The organism is Paucibacter sp. M5-1, assembly GCF_027498415.2.
Lineage (GTDB): Bacteria > Pseudomonadota > Gammaproteobacteria > Burkholderiales > Burkholderiaceae_C > Roseateles_E.
Map to the genome: position 1 here is coordinate 2,050,927 of NZ_JAPZLM020000001.1, position 13,626 is coordinate 2,064,552.

General features: G+C 66.1%; 16 protein-coding genes. 12 read left to right on the forward strand and 4 right to left on the reverse strand.

Annotated features, from left to right (window positions below; translation table 11 throughout):
- Nucleotides 1–102 precede the first annotated feature (102 nt).
- The 11 genes from O5M90_RS09505 to O5M90_RS09555 all read left to right on the forward strand — a co-directional run bounded on the left by O5M90_RS09505 (nt 103) and on the right by O5M90_RS09555 (nt 9,815).
- On the forward strand, nt 103–930 hold the full coding sequence (locus O5M90_RS09505; RefSeq protein ID WP_269838753.1) for an NAD-dependent epimerase/dehydratase family protein: 828 nt from the start codon (nt 103–105) through the stop codon (nt 928–930).
- Nucleotides 927–1,841 carry an SMP-30/gluconolactonase/LRE family protein gene (locus O5M90_RS09510; RefSeq protein WP_269838752.1) on the forward strand — a complete coding sequence of 305 codons (915 nt, stop codon included), beginning with the start codon at nt 927–929 and terminating at the stop codon, nt 1,839–1,841. The genes O5M90_RS09505 and O5M90_RS09510 overlap by 4 nt, the downstream gene beginning before the upstream one ends.
- Nucleotides 1,838–2,809, forward strand: coding sequence for a TRAP transporter substrate-binding protein (locus O5M90_RS09515; RefSeq protein WP_269838751.1), 972 nt, complete (start codon nt 1,838–1,840; stop codon nt 2,807–2,809). The genes O5M90_RS09510 and O5M90_RS09515 overlap by 4 nt, the downstream gene beginning before the upstream one ends.
- A gap of 44 nt (nt 2,810–2,853) precedes the next feature.
- On the forward strand, nt 2,854–3,300 hold the full coding sequence (locus tag O5M90_RS09520) for a TRAP transporter small permease (protein ID WP_269838896.1): 447 nt from the start codon (nt 2,854–2,856) through the stop codon (nt 3,298–3,300).
- On the forward strand, nt 3,291–4,580 hold the full coding sequence (locus O5M90_RS09525) for a TRAP transporter large permease (RefSeq protein WP_269838750.1): 1,290 nt from the start codon (nt 3,291–3,293) through the stop codon (nt 4,578–4,580). Before O5M90_RS09520 ends, O5M90_RS09525 begins: the two co-directional genes overlap by 10 nt.
- Nucleotides 4,581–4,632: 52 nt before the next feature.
- Nucleotides 4,633–6,924 carry an FdhF/YdeP family oxidoreductase gene (locus O5M90_RS09530; protein WP_269838749.1) on the forward strand — a complete coding sequence of 764 codons (2,292 nt, stop codon included), beginning with the start codon at nt 4,633–4,635 and terminating at the stop codon, nt 6,922–6,924.
- Nucleotides 6,905–7,168, forward strand: coding sequence for a hypothetical protein (locus O5M90_RS09535; protein WP_269838748.1), 264 nt, complete (start codon nt 6,905–6,907; stop codon nt 7,166–7,168). Before O5M90_RS09530 ends, O5M90_RS09535 begins: the two co-directional genes overlap by 20 nt.
- Nucleotides 7,159–8,052 (forward strand): formate dehydrogenase accessory sulfurtransferase FdhD, encoded by an 894-nt coding sequence (fdhD, locus tag O5M90_RS09540; protein WP_269838747.1) that lies wholly within the window; start codon nt 7,159–7,161, stop codon nt 8,050–8,052. The genes O5M90_RS09535 and fdhD overlap by 10 nt, the downstream gene beginning before the upstream one ends.
- Nucleotides 8,037–8,345 carry a helix-turn-helix domain-containing protein gene (locus tag O5M90_RS09545; RefSeq protein ID WP_269838746.1) on the forward strand — a complete coding sequence of 103 codons (309 nt, stop codon included), beginning with the start codon at nt 8,037–8,039 and terminating at the stop codon, nt 8,343–8,345. Before fdhD ends, O5M90_RS09545 begins: the two co-directional genes overlap by 16 nt.
- 126 nt (nt 8,346–8,471) lie before the next feature.
- Nucleotides 8,472–9,224, forward strand: coding sequence for a PEP-CTERM sorting domain-containing protein (locus O5M90_RS09550; protein ID WP_269838745.1), 753 nt, complete (start codon nt 8,472–8,474; stop codon nt 9,222–9,224).
- A gap of 150 nt (nt 9,225–9,374) precedes the next feature.
- Nucleotides 9,375–9,815: a hypothetical protein gene (locus tag O5M90_RS09555; RefSeq protein ID WP_269838744.1), complete on the forward strand. Its 441-nt coding sequence runs from the start codon at nt 9,375–9,377 to the stop codon at nt 9,813–9,815.
- 87 nt (nt 9,816–9,902) lie between these two features.
- Here the strand turns inward: O5M90_RS09555 and O5M90_RS09560 are convergent, their stop codons facing one another.
- The 3 genes from O5M90_RS09560 to O5M90_RS09570 all read right to left on the reverse strand — a co-directional run bounded on the left by O5M90_RS09560 (nt 9,903) and on the right by O5M90_RS09570 (nt 11,226).
- Nucleotides 9,903–10,418, reverse strand: a complete 516-nt coding sequence (locus O5M90_RS09560) for a hypothetical protein (RefSeq protein ID WP_269838743.1) — start codon at nt 10,416–10,418, stop codon at nt 9,903–9,905.
- A gap of 139 nt (nt 10,419–10,557) precedes the next feature.
- The gene (locus O5M90_RS09565; RefSeq protein ID WP_269838742.1) at nt 10,558–10,932 is read right to left on the reverse strand and encodes a VOC family protein; all 375 of its coding nucleotides are present in this window, start codon (nt 10,930–10,932) and stop codon (nt 10,558–10,560) included.
- Between the two features lie 33 nt (nt 10,933–10,965).
- On the reverse strand, nt 10,966–11,226 hold the full coding sequence (locus O5M90_RS09570) for a hypothetical protein (RefSeq protein ID WP_269838741.1): 261 nt from the start codon (nt 11,224–11,226) through the stop codon (nt 10,966–10,968).
- Between the two features lie 195 nt (nt 11,227–11,421).
- Between O5M90_RS09570 and O5M90_RS09575 the strand changes: the two genes are divergently transcribed.
- On the forward strand, nt 11,422–12,228 hold the full coding sequence (locus O5M90_RS09575) for a hypothetical protein (RefSeq protein ID WP_269838740.1): 807 nt from the start codon (nt 11,422–11,424) through the stop codon (nt 12,226–12,228).
- A 23-nt stretch (nt 12,229–12,251) separates the two neighbouring features.
- Here O5M90_RS09575 and O5M90_RS09580 read toward each other — a convergent pair whose 3' ends face one another.
- Nucleotides 12,252–13,448, reverse strand: a complete 1,197-nt coding sequence (locus O5M90_RS09580; RefSeq protein WP_269838739.1) for a urate hydroxylase PuuD — start codon at nt 13,446–13,448, stop codon at nt 12,252–12,254.
- Nucleotides 13,449–13,626: the final 178 nt, after the last annotated feature.

A 13,626-nucleotide genomic window follows, 5' to 3' on the forward strand; every position in this document is an offset into this window, starting at 1 on the left:
TCCTCATGGAATCCCCTAGAATTTCCGAAACAGTGTTTCGATATTCTATGAAGACACTTTCATTTCGGGCACAGGGCTGTCCCTGAAGCCGCATGAGGCCGCATGAACCCAGACGACAAGACGCCATCGACCTGGCTGCTGACCGGCGCCGCAGGCACCCTGGGCAGGGTGCTGCGCGCGCCGCTGGGCCGGGCCTGCCACCGGCTGCGGCTCAGCGACCGCCTGCCGCTGGCCGGCGGCCTGGCCGCGCATGAAGAGCAGCAGCCCTGCGACCTGGCCGACCGCGCTGCGGTGCAGGCCCTGCTGCAGGGTGTCGACGCCGTCGTGCACCTGGGCGGCGTCAGCGTCGAGAGCCCTTATGAGCAGATCGCGCCGGCCAATCTGGACGGGGTCTTCCATCTCTACGAGGCGGCCCGCCTGGCCGGCACGCGCCGCATCGTCTTCGCCAGCTCCAACCATGTGACCGGGGGCTACGAGCGCGGCGCCGCGCTGAGCCCTCAGGACCAGCCACGGCCGGACGGCTATTACGGCCTCAGCAAGCTGTTCGGCGAAGGCATGGCCCGGCTCTACTGGGACCGCTACGGCATCGAGTCGGTCTGCCTGCGCATAGGCACCGCAACGGCCGAGCCGCCCGACGCGCGCGCGCTGTCCACCTGGCTCAGCCATGCCGACCTGCAGCGCCTGGTGCTGGCGGCGCTGCGCGCGCCGGCGGTCGGCTGCCTGACGGTCTATGGCGTCTCGGCCAACCCCGAGCGCTGGTGGAGCGAGGACGGCTGGGCGCAGATCGGCTACCGCCCGCAGGACAGCGCCGAGGCCTGGCGCGCCAGCGTCGGCGCCATCGACTTCCCCGCCGGCACGCCGATGGCGCGGCTGCAGGGCGGCAGCTTTCTGGGCCTGGGCCCCTTTGAAACCCAGCGGGCCAAGCCATGACGCCCGAGCTCTGGTGGCAGGGCGACAGCCAGCTCGCCGAAAGCCCGCTGTGGTCGGCCGAGGCGGCGGCCTTCTTCTGGGTCGACATCAGCGGCCGGCGCCTGTGGCGCCACGACGGCTCGGCCGCAGCGGCACGCAGCTGGGCGCTGCCGCAGCAGATCGGCTGCATCGCGCTGCGCGAGGGCGGCGGGCTGATCGCGGCGCTGCAGGACGGCGTCTATGCGCTCGATCTCGACGACGGCGCTGCCGCCGGGCTGCGCCTGCTCGCCGCCGCGCCGCATGGGGCCGATATGCGCTTCAACGACGGCCGCTGCGACCGCCAGGGCCGCTTCTGGGTCGGCAGCCTGCATATGGCCGGCGGCACGGCCCGCGAAGCCAAGGGCCGCTTGGCGCGCCTGTCCGCGCCGGGCGAGGCAGGCCCCTGGCAACCGGCGCTGCGCGAGGATCTGCTGGTGGCCAATGGCCTGGGCTTCAGCCCCGACGGCGGCACGCTGTACTTCAGCGACTCGCATGCCTCGCAGGCCCGGGTCTGGGCCTGCGACTACGACAGCGAGACCGGCCGCGCCGGCGCGCCGCGCGACTTCATCACCGCGCTGCCGGCGGGCCGCCCCGATGGCGCGGCGGTCGACGCCGAGGGCGGCTACTGGATCTGCGCCAACGACGGCGCGGCGCTGCTGCGCTACACGCCGGCCGGCCGGCTGGACCGCCGCATCGCGCTGCCGGTGGCCAAGCCGACCATGTGCGCCTTCGGCGGGCCGGCGCTGGACCTGCTGGTGATCGCCTCGATGCGCCCCGAAGAGGGCGTCACGACAAACCCGCTGGACGGCGCGCTGTTTGCGCTGCACCCCGGCGTTCAAGGACTTCCGGAAACACCCCACCCCTGCACCGAGATCAAGGAGACAACACCATGAAACAGTACAAGCTGGCCAGCCTGGCCCTCGCCGCGCTCGCGCTGATGGGCAAGGACGCCGCCGCGATCGAGTTCCGCTCGGCCGATGTGCACAACGCCGACGACTACCCCACCGTGGCCGCCGTCAAGTACATGAGCGAGCTGCTGGCCCAGAAGAGCGGCGGCAAGCACAAGATCAAGGTCTTCAACAAGGGCGCGCTGGGCACCGAGAAGGAGACCATAGACCAGGTCAAGATCGGCGCGCTGGAGATGACACGCGTCAACATCAGCCCGATGAATGCGATCTGCGCCAAGACCCAGGTGCCGACCATGCCCTTTCTGTTCCGCTCGGTCGAACATATGCGCAAGAGCCTGGACGGCCCGGTCGGCGAGGAGATCCTGAAGAGCTGCGAGGCCCAGGGCTTTGTCGGCCTGGCCTTCTATGACAGCGGCGCCCGCTCGATCTACGGCCGCAAGCCGGTCAAGAGCGTCGCCGATGCCAAGGGCATGAAGATCCGCGTGCAGCAGAGCGATCTGTGGGTGGCCCTGGTCAGCGCGATGGGCGCGAACGCGACGCCGATGCCGATCGGCGAGGTCTATACCGGGCTGAAGACCGGGCTGATCGATGCGGCCGAGAACAATGTGCCCTCCTACGACGGCTTCAAGCACTACGAGGCGGTCAAGTACTACTCGAAGACCGAACATTCGATGGCGCCCGAGATGCTCTTGATGAGCAAGGCCGTGTTTGACAAGTTGCCCAAGGCCGACCAGGACCTGGTGCGCGCGGCGGCCAAGGAATCGGTGGCCTTCCAGCGCAAGAAGTGGGACGAGCAGGAGGCCAAGAGCCTGGCCGCGGTCAAGGCCGGCGGGGCCGAGATCGTCGAGGTCGACAAGGCCGGCTTCCAGGCCCAGATGGGCCCGGTCTACGCCAAGTTCATGACCACGCCGGATCTGCAGCGCCTGGTCAAGGCGGTGCAGGACACCCAGTGAGCCGCTTCACCAGGCTCTGCGCGGGCCTGTCCAAGCTGGCCCTGATGGCAGCGGTGGCGGGCCTGATCGCGGTGGTGCTGTGCGTGCAATTCCAGGTGGTGGGCCGCTATGTGTTCAACGACACCCCCACCTGGGCCGAGGCGCTGGCGATGCTCTTGATACTCTTCGTGACCGCCTTCGGCGTCGCGGTCGGGGTGCGCGACGCCGGCCATATCGGCCTGGAGTCGCTGGCGGCCCTGCTGCCCGAGAAGCTGCGGCACAAGCTGGAGCTGCTGATCCATGCGCTGGTCGCGCTGTTCGGCGCGCTGATGGCCAAGAGCGGCTGGCTCTGGGCCACGCTGAAGTGGAACGAGCGCAAGCCCATGCTCAATGTGCCCGAGGGCATCGACTATGTGCCCATCGTGATCGCCGGCGTGCTGATCGTGCTGTTTTCAATCGAACATATCGTCGCGCTGCTGAAGGGCGAGACTGTGGAGCCAGCGTGGAATTGACTGTTCTCGGGATTAGTTTCACGGTGCTGCTGCTGCTGGGCGTGCCGGTGGCCTTTGCGATAGGCCTGGCCTCGGTGGCCACCATCATCGCCGCCGGCCTGCCGGTGGCGGTGGTGTTCCAGAAGATGGTCGGCGGCATGCAGGTGTTCTCCTTCCTGGCCATCCCTTTCTTCGTCTTTGCCGGCGAGCTGATGCTGCACGGCGGCATCGCCGACCGCATCGTGCGCTTTGCCAACAGCCTGGTCGGCCATGTGCGCGGCGGTCTGGGCATGAGCAATGTGCTGGGCTGCACCTTGTTCGGCGGCGTGGCCGGCTCGCCGCTGGCCGATGTGTCGGCGATGGGCTCGGTGATGATCCCGCTGATGAAGAAGCAGGGCTATCACGCCGACTACGCGGTCAATGTGACCACCCACGCCTCGCTGGTCGGCGCGCTGATGCCTACCTCGCACAATCTGATCATCTTCACGCTGGCCACCGCCGGCATCGCGGCGGTCAGCGTGTTCGACCTGATCCTGGCGGCGCTGATCCCGGCCGTGCTGCTGACCCTCGCGAACCTGGCCGCCGCCTACGGCGTCGCGGTCAAGCGCGGCTACCCGACCCATGGCGCCTTCCCCGGCTGGACCGCCGTGCTGGCCGCCTTCATCGGCGCGCTGCCGGGCCTGCTGATCGTCGTCATCATCCTGGTGGGCATTCTCAGCGGAGTCTTCACCGCCACCGAGTCGGCAGCCACCGCGGTGTTCTGGGCGCTGCTGATCACGGTCTTCGTCTACCGCTCGCTGAGCTGGCCGCACTTTCTGAAGGCCTGCGCCAAGGCCTGCAAGACCACCGGCGTGGTGCTGCTGCTGATCGGCATTTCCTCGGCCTTCGGTTACTTCATGGCGCTGTACGAGGTGCCGCAGAAGACCGGCGAGCTGATGACCGCCATCACCAGCTCGCCTTGGGTGATCTTCCTGATGGTCAACATCCTGCTGTTCCTGCTCGGCACCTTTCTGGACATGGCGGCCACCATCCTGATCTGCACGCCGATCTTTCTGCCGATCTGCCAGCAGTTCGGCATGAGCCCGGTGCAGTTCGGCATCATGATGCTGATCAACTGCGCGCTGGGGCTGAACACCCCGCCGGTGGGCAGCACCCAGTTCGTCGGCTGCGCGATCGGCGAGATCTCGGTGGGCGAGGTGATGCGATCCATCCTGCCCTTTTACGGCGCGCTGACCGCGACCCTGATGCTGGTGACCTATGTGCCGGCCTTCTCGCTGTGGCTGCCGGGCCTGTTCAGATAGCGCTCGCCAACTGATACGCTCCTGCCTGGGATGGCAAGTCTGCAGGCAGGACATGAGCGAACAGAAAATCGAGTTGTATGAAGGCCCGGCCGGCGGCTGGGGCGCGCTGAGAAGCGTGGCCCGGCAGCTGTTCGAGCAGGACATCGTCGCCAAGGGCGCAAGAACCCTGCTGCACGCCAACCAGCCCGACGGTTTCGACTGCCCTGGCTGCGCCTGGCCCGACCGCAACCATGCGTCCAGCTTCGAGTTCTGCGAGAACGGGGTCAAGGCCGTCGCGGCCGAGGCCACCAGCCGGCGCGCCACGCCCGCCGTGATCGGCGCCAAGACCGTCAGCGAATGGGCGCAGGAGAGCGACTTCGCGCTGGAGGCCACCGGCCGCCTGACCGAACCCATGGTCTACGACGCGGCCAGCGACCGCTACCGCGCCATCGCCTGGGACGATGCCTTTGCGCTGATCGCGCGCGAGCTGCAAGGCCTGGCCGACCCCAACGAGGCGATCTTCTACACCTCGGGCCGCACCAGCAACGAGGCCGCCTTCCTGTACCAGCTCTTCGTGCGCGAGTTCGGCACCAACAACTTCCCCGATTGCTCGAATATGTGCCACGAGCCCAGCGGCTCGGGACTGCGCCCGACCATCGGCGTTGGCAAGGGCACGGTGACCCTGGATGATTTCGAGCAGGCCGATGCGATCTTCATCTTCGGCCAGAACCCCGGCACCAATCACCCGCGCATGCTGGGCGAGCTGCGCGCGGCCGCCAAGCGCGGCGCGAAGATCGTCAGCTTCAATCCGCTGCGCGAGCGCGGCCTGGAGCGCTTTGCCGACCCGCAGAACAAGCTGGAGATGGCCACCTTCGGCTCGACGGCCATCAGCAGCCACTACTTCCAGCTCAAGATCGGCGGCGATCTGGCCCTGCTCAAAGGTATCTGCAAGCGGCTGATCGAGCTGGACGATGCGGCGCCGGTGCTGGACCGCGACTTCATCGCCGCGCACACGGTGGGCGTCGAGGCGCTGATCGCCGATCTGCGCGCCGAGTCCTGGGACCTGATCGTGGCTGAGTCGGGCCTGAGCCAGGCCCAGATCCACCAGGCCGCCGAGCTCTATGCCGGCAGCCAGCGCGTGATCGTCTGCTGGGGCATGGGCATCACCCAGCACCAGCATGCGGTGGCGACGATACAGATGATTGCCAATCTGCTGCTGCTGCGCGGCAATATCGGCCGGCCCGGCGCCGGCGCCTGCCCGGTGCGCGGCCACAGCAATGTGCAGGGCGACCGCACGATGGGCATTTACGAGAAGCCCGCCGCCGCCTTTCTGGACCGCCTGGGCGAGGTGTTCGGCTTCGAGCCGCCGCGCGCGCAGGGTGTCGACACGGTCGGCGCGATCGAGGCCATGCGCGACGGCCAGGCCAAGGTCTTCATCGCGATGGGCGGCAATTTCGCTGCGGCAACACCTGACACCGCCGCCACCTGGGCGGCGCTGCGGCGCTGCGCGCTGACCGTGCATGTGGCGACGAAGTTCAACCGCAGCCATGTGGTCCACGGCCGCCAGGCCCTGCTGCTGCCCTGCCTGGGCCGCACCGAGATCGATATGCAGGCCGGCGGGCCGCAGGGCGTGACGGTGGAAGACTCGATGAGCATGGTCCATCTGTCGGCCGGGCTGAACGCACCGGCCTCGGAGCACTTGCTGTCCGAGCCGATGATCGTCGCCCGCCTGGCCGCCGCCACCTTGCCGGCCAGCCGCACGCCCTGGCTGGCGCTGGCCGGCAACTATGCGGCGATCCGCGACAAGATCGAAGCGGTGTTCCCCGACTTCGCCGGCTTCAACGAGAAGATCAAGACGCCCGGCGGCTTTCGCCTGCGCAACACCGCGTCGGAGCGGGTCTGGGCCACGGCCTCGGGCAAGGCCGAGTTCCGCTGCCACGCCGTGCCCACCGATACCAGCGTGCATCGCGCCCGACGCCGGCAGCAGCAGCAAAAAGACAGCGTCGTGTTCGCGCTCGCGACGGTGCGCTCGCACGATCAGTACAACACGACGATCTACGGCATGGACGACCGCTACCGCGGCGTCTGGGGCCACCGCCGCGTGGTCTTCATCAATGCCGAGGACCTGCGCCAGATCGACATGAAGGCCGGTGACTGGGTGGACATCACCAGCCTCTATGACGACGGGCAAAGCCGCCACGCTGAGCGCTTCCTGCTGGTCGAGTACGACATCCCGCGCGGCTGCCTGGCCAGCTACTACCCGGAGACCAATCCGCTGGTGCCGCTGCAGAGTTTTGCCATCGATGCGCGCACGCCCACTTCCAAATCGATCCCGGTGAAGCTCAGTGTCCACGCTGCTGTCTGAGAACCTGCTGCACACGCTGGCCGAGTTCGATCAGGAGAACGGGGGCCGGGGCGTCGCGCTGACCCGCATCGGCAAGCGCCTGGGCCTCAATGTCAGCCTGCTGATGCGCGAATACACGCTGCTCAGCGACGCCCGGCTGGGCGGCGTCGCCGGCCCGGGCTGGGTGCGGCTGGCCTGCGATGAGGAAGGCAGCGGCCGCTGGCTGGTGCATCTGACCGAGCAGGGGCGCGCGCAATGCCGGTGACGACAGGCGAGACTATCCAGGCCCTGGCGGTGCAGCGCATCAGCGGCGAAGAGCGGCAAGCACAGCTCGACCAGGTCGCGGTGGAGCTGCCGGTGGCCCTGGTCTTCAACGGCATCTCGCAGGCCGTGATGATGGCCACGCCGGCCGATCTGGAGGCCTTCGCGCTGGGCTTCGCGCTGTCGGAAGGCCTGCTGCAGTCGCGCGCCGAATGCTATGGCATCGAGCTGCTGCTGCAGCCGCAAGGCTGCGAGGTGCAGCTGCAGGTGGCGGCCAGCGCCGAGATGCGCTTGAAGGAGCGGCGCCGCACCCTGGTCGGCCGCACCGGCTGCGGCCTGTGCGGCATCGACAGCCTGCGCCAGCTCGACCTGGCCCCGCAGCCGCTGGCCGCCACAGCCCGCCGCGAGATCGCCGCCACCGCCGTGGCCCGCGCCTTCGCACAGCTGCCGGCACTGCAGCCGCTGAACGCGCAGACCGGCGCCCACCACGCTGCCGCCTGGGCCACGCCGGACGGCGACCTGCTGCTGGTGATGGAAGACGTGGGCCGCCACAACGCGCTCGACAAACTGCTGGGCCGGCGCCTGCTCGACGGACAGCGATGCGACGATGGCGGCTTCGTCATCATGTCCAGCCGCGCCAGCTACGAGCTGGTGCTCAAATGCGCCCGCCTGGGCGTGCCCGCACTGGCCACGATCTCGGCCCCGACCACGCTGGCGGTCGACATCGCGCGCCGGACCGGGCTGCAGCTGTATGGCTTTTGTCGGGGGGAGCAGGCGGTGTTGTATACGCTTAATGGGGTAGAGCTTCGCGGACATAGACCTCATCCGCGATCGGCTGAAAGCGGCCGAGGCCTACGTCAAGGAGATGCGATATGGCAGCAAGAATGAAGAAGGCTGATGAAGCCATCGCGATCGAAATGGGATCGGGCAATGTGTTTGCCGATGTCGAATTGCCCGACGCCGAGAAGCTCAGGACCAAGTCCGGCCTGGTGATCGAGATCACCCGTGCGATGCGCCGCCTGAGCCTCAGCCAGGTTGAAGCCGGCCGTCGTATGGGCATCCCTCAGCCCAAGGTCTCCGCCATGCTGCGCGGCGACTTCGCCAGTATGTCCGAGCGCAAGCTGATGAACCGGCTGGCTTACGATATCGAGATCAAGGTCAGACAGTTCGCCAGTGTTTGATTGATCGAAGCCCCCCTATTCGCGGGACTAGCCATACCGCCCCACCATTTGCAGCCGTTGGTATCCTCCCGTCGCCGTACCATATGGCCTGCTACCAAACCACCTCGAAACACAGGGACGATAACGATGCGAATTCGATTGAAATGTTTGACGGCGATTGCATGCGCTTCGCTGGCAGCCAACAGCCATGCCGTCGGCATCGCCGGCCAAGGCACATGGGAAAATACGCTGCAGGCGCGCGATTTGGACGGCAACTCTGCCAACGGCCCAGAGGCCTTTTACGACACCACACTCAACATCACGTGGCTACGCTCCGGTAGCGAACACGAGATGAACTGGAGTGCAGCCAAGTCATGGGCGGAACAGAGTCATTTCGGCATAGGTGGCTGGCGCCTACCCACCATGACCGACACCAACGCCCCAGGATGTGACTACCTAAGAACGGGAGGCACAGACTGCGGCTACAACGTCCAAACCAAAAGCGGCGTTCTCGACAAGTATGAGAGTGATCAGATTGTCTATAGCGAGATCGCCCATCTGTTTCACGTCACTTTAGGCAACAAGTCGTTCTATGAGCCAGGCTCGGGCAGCAGTTCGCAGCCTGGGTGGGATCTAAGAAACACGGGCGACTTTCAGAACTTGCGCAGCACCAACTGGATTGGCGTGGCGAACGCCGCCGAACCTTGGCGGAGATGGGCATTCAATCTGTTCAGTGGGGAACAGTTGACGAGCAATTCAGGCAACAGCGGTTATGGTCTTGCAGTTTATGCTGGAGATGTGCGTCCGGCAGTTCCCGAGCCACATACCTACGCGCTGATGCTTTCCGGCCTTGCCCTTCTCGCAGGTCTCACCAGGCGATTCAGCAATCTTCGCAAGTAAACCTTGGACATAGTTCCGCAACAACGCAGGCTCAAGTAATCGATTTTTGCTGATTTTCACGGAATAGAGAGCCGAGCGGGTGGCGGGGTCAGGTCTTGAAATTGAACTTCAAATTCAAGACCTGACCCCGCCCCTGTGTCCAGGCATCACATGACCGTCCTCTCTCTTCTCTGCGCTGGCCCATCCGAGTACCAAGGTACGGGCGTCAATCACGAGGGGGAGAACTTTGTCGGAACCATTCGAATCCAGAAGCTGCTTGGGGGAGAGGGGCTGATACTCCATTACGAGGCCAAGCTCGCAAGCAACGAAGTCGCGCACGCTGAGTGCACGCTCTTGGCACCAGACATGACCGGAACCTTGACGCTCTGGCCACTGATGTCGGAACTGCCAGGAATCCTGACGCATCGAGCAATCGCGCAAAGCGAGGCGGCAGCCACGTTCGCCAGCGGCAGCCGAGATGACCAGAGCGCATTCAGAGAAGAAATCAGTGCCGCCATTGCGGCGGACGGTTCGCTGACCTATTCACATGCTTGGGGGCTGCCCGACGGCGACTTTGAAGAACGCTCGTCATGCACACTGCGGCCTCTGTGAGGCCGAACCCCGGGGCTTGAGGGTAAGGTCTCGCATCTCCTGCAGCTCGGGAGACCTCACGCGAGCACCCTGCCAGTCCTCGCCCCCTCACCCCGCCTGTATCAACCCCTTCGTACCCGCATCGCTGTCGGTCCAGCTGTCTTCGCCCTTCAGCCGGCGGTCGCCCTGGATGCGGAAAGTGATGGTGCCGGACTTGAACATCAGGCCGCCGTCGCTGCGCTTGGCTTTGACGGGCTTGCCGTTCACCCAGACACGCTCCTTGGCATCGATGCGTATCGTGGCCACCGTGGCGCCCGAGTCCGACTTGGCGACCCATTGACCGGCATAGGGCGTGGCGGCCGACGGGGCGGCGGTCTGAGGCGCGGCGTCCGAGGCGGCGCCGCTGTTGTTGCTGATGATGACGAAGCCGGCCTTGGCGTTTTCGGCCTTGGTCTTGCGGATGTCGCAGCCCTGGGCTTCGCTGACCTGGGTGCAGCCGGAGCGTTCCAGCTGCTGCGCGTATTTGGCGTTGATCGCGTAGGCGCCGGAGTGAAGTGCCAGGGCCGCGATCGCCATCAGCGAGGCGATGGTCACGGGGGCTGTCTGACGTGAGCTTGCGTTCATGGATGGCATCCTTTGCTGCATTCGGAACTGCGGATGGTGCGAGCCGAGGGCCGATTTCGATGGACCGGGCCGCTGTGCTGTAGCGCTCGAACATTGTCTGGCATGGGCCACGAGAACGATGAGCACTGCGCGCCAGCCATCACCGCGCCGAACCCTGCAGCGCGATGCAATTCCCTTCGCTGTCCAGAAACTCCGCGACCCAGCCGGCGCCGGGCACGGCGGTCACCGGATACAGCACCGAGGCCCCGGCCGCGACGGCCACTGCCAACGTGGCCTCGACGCTTTCGACCCCGAAGTAGATCCGCGCGCCGGCCCTGCCCGGCATATAGCTGTCGCCCTTGGCGAGGGCGCCGGATGCGCCCGGCGCGTCGTCCTGCCAGGGAAACAAGGCCATCTCGTTGCCATCGATCTGCGTCCGCTGCAGCTCGACAGCGAACACTTTTTCATAGAAGGCCACGGCTCGATCCAGGTCCAGCACGGGGATCTCGAAGTAGCTGACGAGGTTGATAGGCATGTTTGACTGTCGGCTTGCTTGCTGCGGCATGCCTTACAACAGCCCAAAAAGCGTCGTCACGGTCACCAGATAGAACAGCAGCCCAGCCGCAAACAGACCGGACTTCGTGATCACCCGCTGGCCATCGCGCCGGAAGGACAGCGCTCCGGCCGGTCCATAGATGCGCGACTCGTCGCCTGCGAACTGTTCGCCGCGCCAGCGCCCCAGCGTCAACAGCCGCACCACCGCACGGCCGGTGCCGACCAGCAGCAGTTCAACAAACGACCACGCAAGCAGGTTGAAAACAGATTCCATCAGCCCCTCCCCTGGGACCAGGCCTTTGTGGCCGATGCTGCAGTCTAGACGCTCGAGCCCCTGTAGCCCGCCCCTTCACGCGTCGGTCATTCAATGCATCTGCACGGAGCATTCAGCCCGAACGCCTGTGAACGGCTGGCCGCTTGACTAACTTCTAGGACGACGACCGATCAGAAACCACCAAGAGGTGCCACGATGGAATTGCCCGACACGTCCGGCCTCGGCGCTGATGCTGCACAAGTCCATCACGGAGGCGCCTCTGACGAGAGCGGTCCGGTCGGCGGGCGGTCTTCACGGCGAGCTTTTCTCTCAAGCGCGCTGCTGCTTGCCGCCGGCCCGATCTCGGCATCGCCAGCGGGTTCGTCCGGCAAGCCGAGGATACTGGCCGGCTACTTTGGCGGCGCCATCGAGTCAGGCGGGGCTCTGGAGAAAAGAGTGATCGATGTCCTGTGGCCGCAGGTCGCAACCCAGATCTGCTGGATGCCCTGGGCCCGGGCGATGATCACCGCCGCGCGGGGCAACTGTCTGCTCTTCCCCTTGGCCAGAACGCCGGAACGGGAATCCGCATGGCAATGGCTGACCCCGCTCGCACGCGACCGCCTGGTGCTGGTGCTCTCTCCCGAGGCGGCCCAGCGTGGCCAGGAACTGGCCGACCTCCGAGCGCTGAAGGTAGGGTCGGTGCGAAGCGCATTCGTACTCGGGCGCTTGATGGCGCTGGGACTCAAGAACATCGATGTGGCCCCTGCCGAAATTGCGAACGCCAGAAAGCTGACATTGGGCCGGATTGATGCGTGGGCCACGGTGGCCAGCGTGGCGTCCGCGATGAAACAGAGCCATCGGCTCCCCGCCGGGGTGCAGATCCTTGCGCTTGATTCCACCTCGTTCACGATGTGGCTCGCTGCGAGCGGCGACCTCGATCCCGCGATGCTGGTCAATGCGTCCAAGCAAGCAAGAAGATTCGAGAACGATCTGCTGCCGGAAGCCTTTGATTCAAGAAGCTGAGGCGCCAACACGCCTCGCCTCGCTCAACGAGCGCCCGCCTGCCGCCCCTCGAACCAGCGCCCCAGCAGGGCCCGCTCCTCGTCCGTGATCTGCGTCGCATTGTTCAGCGGCATGATCTTCTGCACGACCGCTTGCTGGTAGATGGCCTGGGCATGCTGCTCGATCAGCGCCGGCGTGTGCAGCTGCATGCCCTTCTGGGCCAGCTGGGCGTTGTGGCACATCGCGCAGCGCTGTTCGATCACGGCCTGCACCTGGGCCAGGGTCGGCGCGGGCGCTGCGGCCGTGGCGCCTGGCTTGGCCGGCGCCATCCAGACGATCAGCGCGGCCAGCAGGGCCAGGGCCGCGACGATCAGGCCCCAGGCGTTGACCCCTTTGTGGCGCTTGACGAACCAGGTCCGCACCAGCACGCCAACCGCCATCAGCAGCACCAGCACCAGCCAGCCCTGGGCATGGCTGTAAAGCATGCCGTAATGGTTGCTGAGCATCGCGATCAGCACCGGCAGCGTGAAATAGGTGTTGTGCACGCTGCGCTGCTTGCCGCGCTGGCCGAACACCGGGTTCACCGGACGGCCGGCGCGCATATCGGCAATCACCTGCTTCTGACCCGGGATGATCCAGAAGAACACATTGGCACTCATCATCGTCGCCAGCATCGCGCCGATGATCAGAAAGGCCGCGCGGCCGGCGAACAGCTGGCCGGCGCCCCAGCTGGCCGCGACGACAAAGACCGCGATCAGGCCCAGCACCAGACCGTCATTGCCGATGCTGCCGTCTTTGGTGTGGCCGAAGCGGCGGCAGATCTGGTCATAGACCAGCCAGCCGGCGGCCAGGAAACCCAGCGCCGCCGTGATCGCTGCTGGCGCGCCCCAATCGAACACCCGCCTGTCGATCAGAAAGCTCTCGGCATTGAAGAGGTAGAGCACGACGAACAGCGCGAAGCCGCTCATCCAGGTCCAGTAGCTCTCCCAGTAGAACCAGTGCAGCTGCTGGGGCAGATCGGGTGGCGCCACCAGGTACTTCTGCGGGTTGTAGAAGCCGCCGCCGTGCACGGCCCACAGCTCGCCGTCGACACCTTTGGCCTTCAGGTCGGTGGCCTGGGGCTTGAGCAGATGGTTGTCCAGCCAGACGAAATAGAAGGAGGCGCCGATCCAGGCGATGCCGACGATGACATGCAGCCACCGCAAGAGCAGATTGGCCCAGTCGAGCAGATAAGTTTCCATGCAGCAGCACCCAGCGGACGATGGGCCGGCCCACCACTGCGGGCGCTGTGAACCGGCGAAGCATCGCGCTGACCGGATGGCTGCACCCGGGCGCCGCGGCGATGTGTGAGCAGAAGTGTATACAGTTTTGCTTCACACCATCGCCGCGCCCCGGCGGCTTTCAGCGCCGCTCAGCGCC

Bases quoted from the DNA above. Each gene is read 5' to 3' on its own strand.
- O5M90_RS09505 (WP_269838753.1), top strand. From the start codon at position 103: ATGAACCCAGACGACAAGACGCCATCGACCTGGCTGCTGACCGGCGCC.
- O5M90_RS09510 (WP_269838752.1), top strand. From the start codon at position 927: ATGACGCCCGAGCTCTGGTGGCAGGGCGACAGCCAGCTCGCCGAAAGC.
- O5M90_RS09515 (WP_269838751.1), top strand. From the start codon at position 1,838: ATGAAACAGTACAAGCTGGCCAGCCTGGCCCTCGCCGCGCTCGCGCTG.
- O5M90_RS09520 (WP_269838896.1), top strand. From the start codon at position 2,854: ATGGCAGCGGTGGCGGGCCTGATCGCGGTGGTGCTGTGCGTGCAATTC.
- O5M90_RS09530 (WP_269838749.1), top strand. From the start codon at position 4,633: ATGAGCGAACAGAAAATCGAGTTGTATGAAGGCCCGGCCGGCGGCTGG.
- fdhD (WP_269838747.1), top strand. From the start codon at position 7,159: ATGCCGGTGACGACAGGCGAGACTATCCAGGCCCTGGCGGTGCAGCGC.
- O5M90_RS09545 (WP_269838746.1), top strand. From the start codon at position 8,037: ATGGCAGCAAGAATGAAGAAGGCTGATGAAGCCATCGCGATCGAAATG.
- O5M90_RS09550 (WP_269838745.1), top strand. From the start codon at position 8,472: ATGCGAATTCGATTGAAATGTTTGACGGCGATTGCATGCGCTTCGCTG.
- O5M90_RS09555 (WP_269838744.1), top strand. From the start codon at position 9,375: ATGACCGTCCTCTCTCTTCTCTGCGCTGGCCCATCCGAGTACCAAGGT.
- O5M90_RS09560 (WP_269838743.1), bottom strand. From the start codon at position 10,418: ATGAACGCAAGCTCACGTCAGACAGCCCCCGTGACCATCGCCTCGCTG.
- O5M90_RS09565 (WP_269838742.1), bottom strand. From the start codon at position 10,932: ATGCCTATCAACCTCGTCAGCTACTTCGAGATCCCCGTGCTGGACCTG.
- O5M90_RS09570 (WP_269838741.1), bottom strand. From the start codon at position 11,226: ATGGAATCTGTTTTCAACCTGCTTGCGTGGTCGTTTGTTGAACTGCTG.
- O5M90_RS09575 (WP_269838740.1), top strand. From the start codon at position 11,422: ATGGAATTGCCCGACACGTCCGGCCTCGGCGCTGATGCTGCACAAGTC.
- O5M90_RS09580 (WP_269838739.1), bottom strand. From the start codon at position 13,448: ATGGAAACTTATCTGCTCGACTGGGCCAATCTGCTCTTGCGGTGGCTG.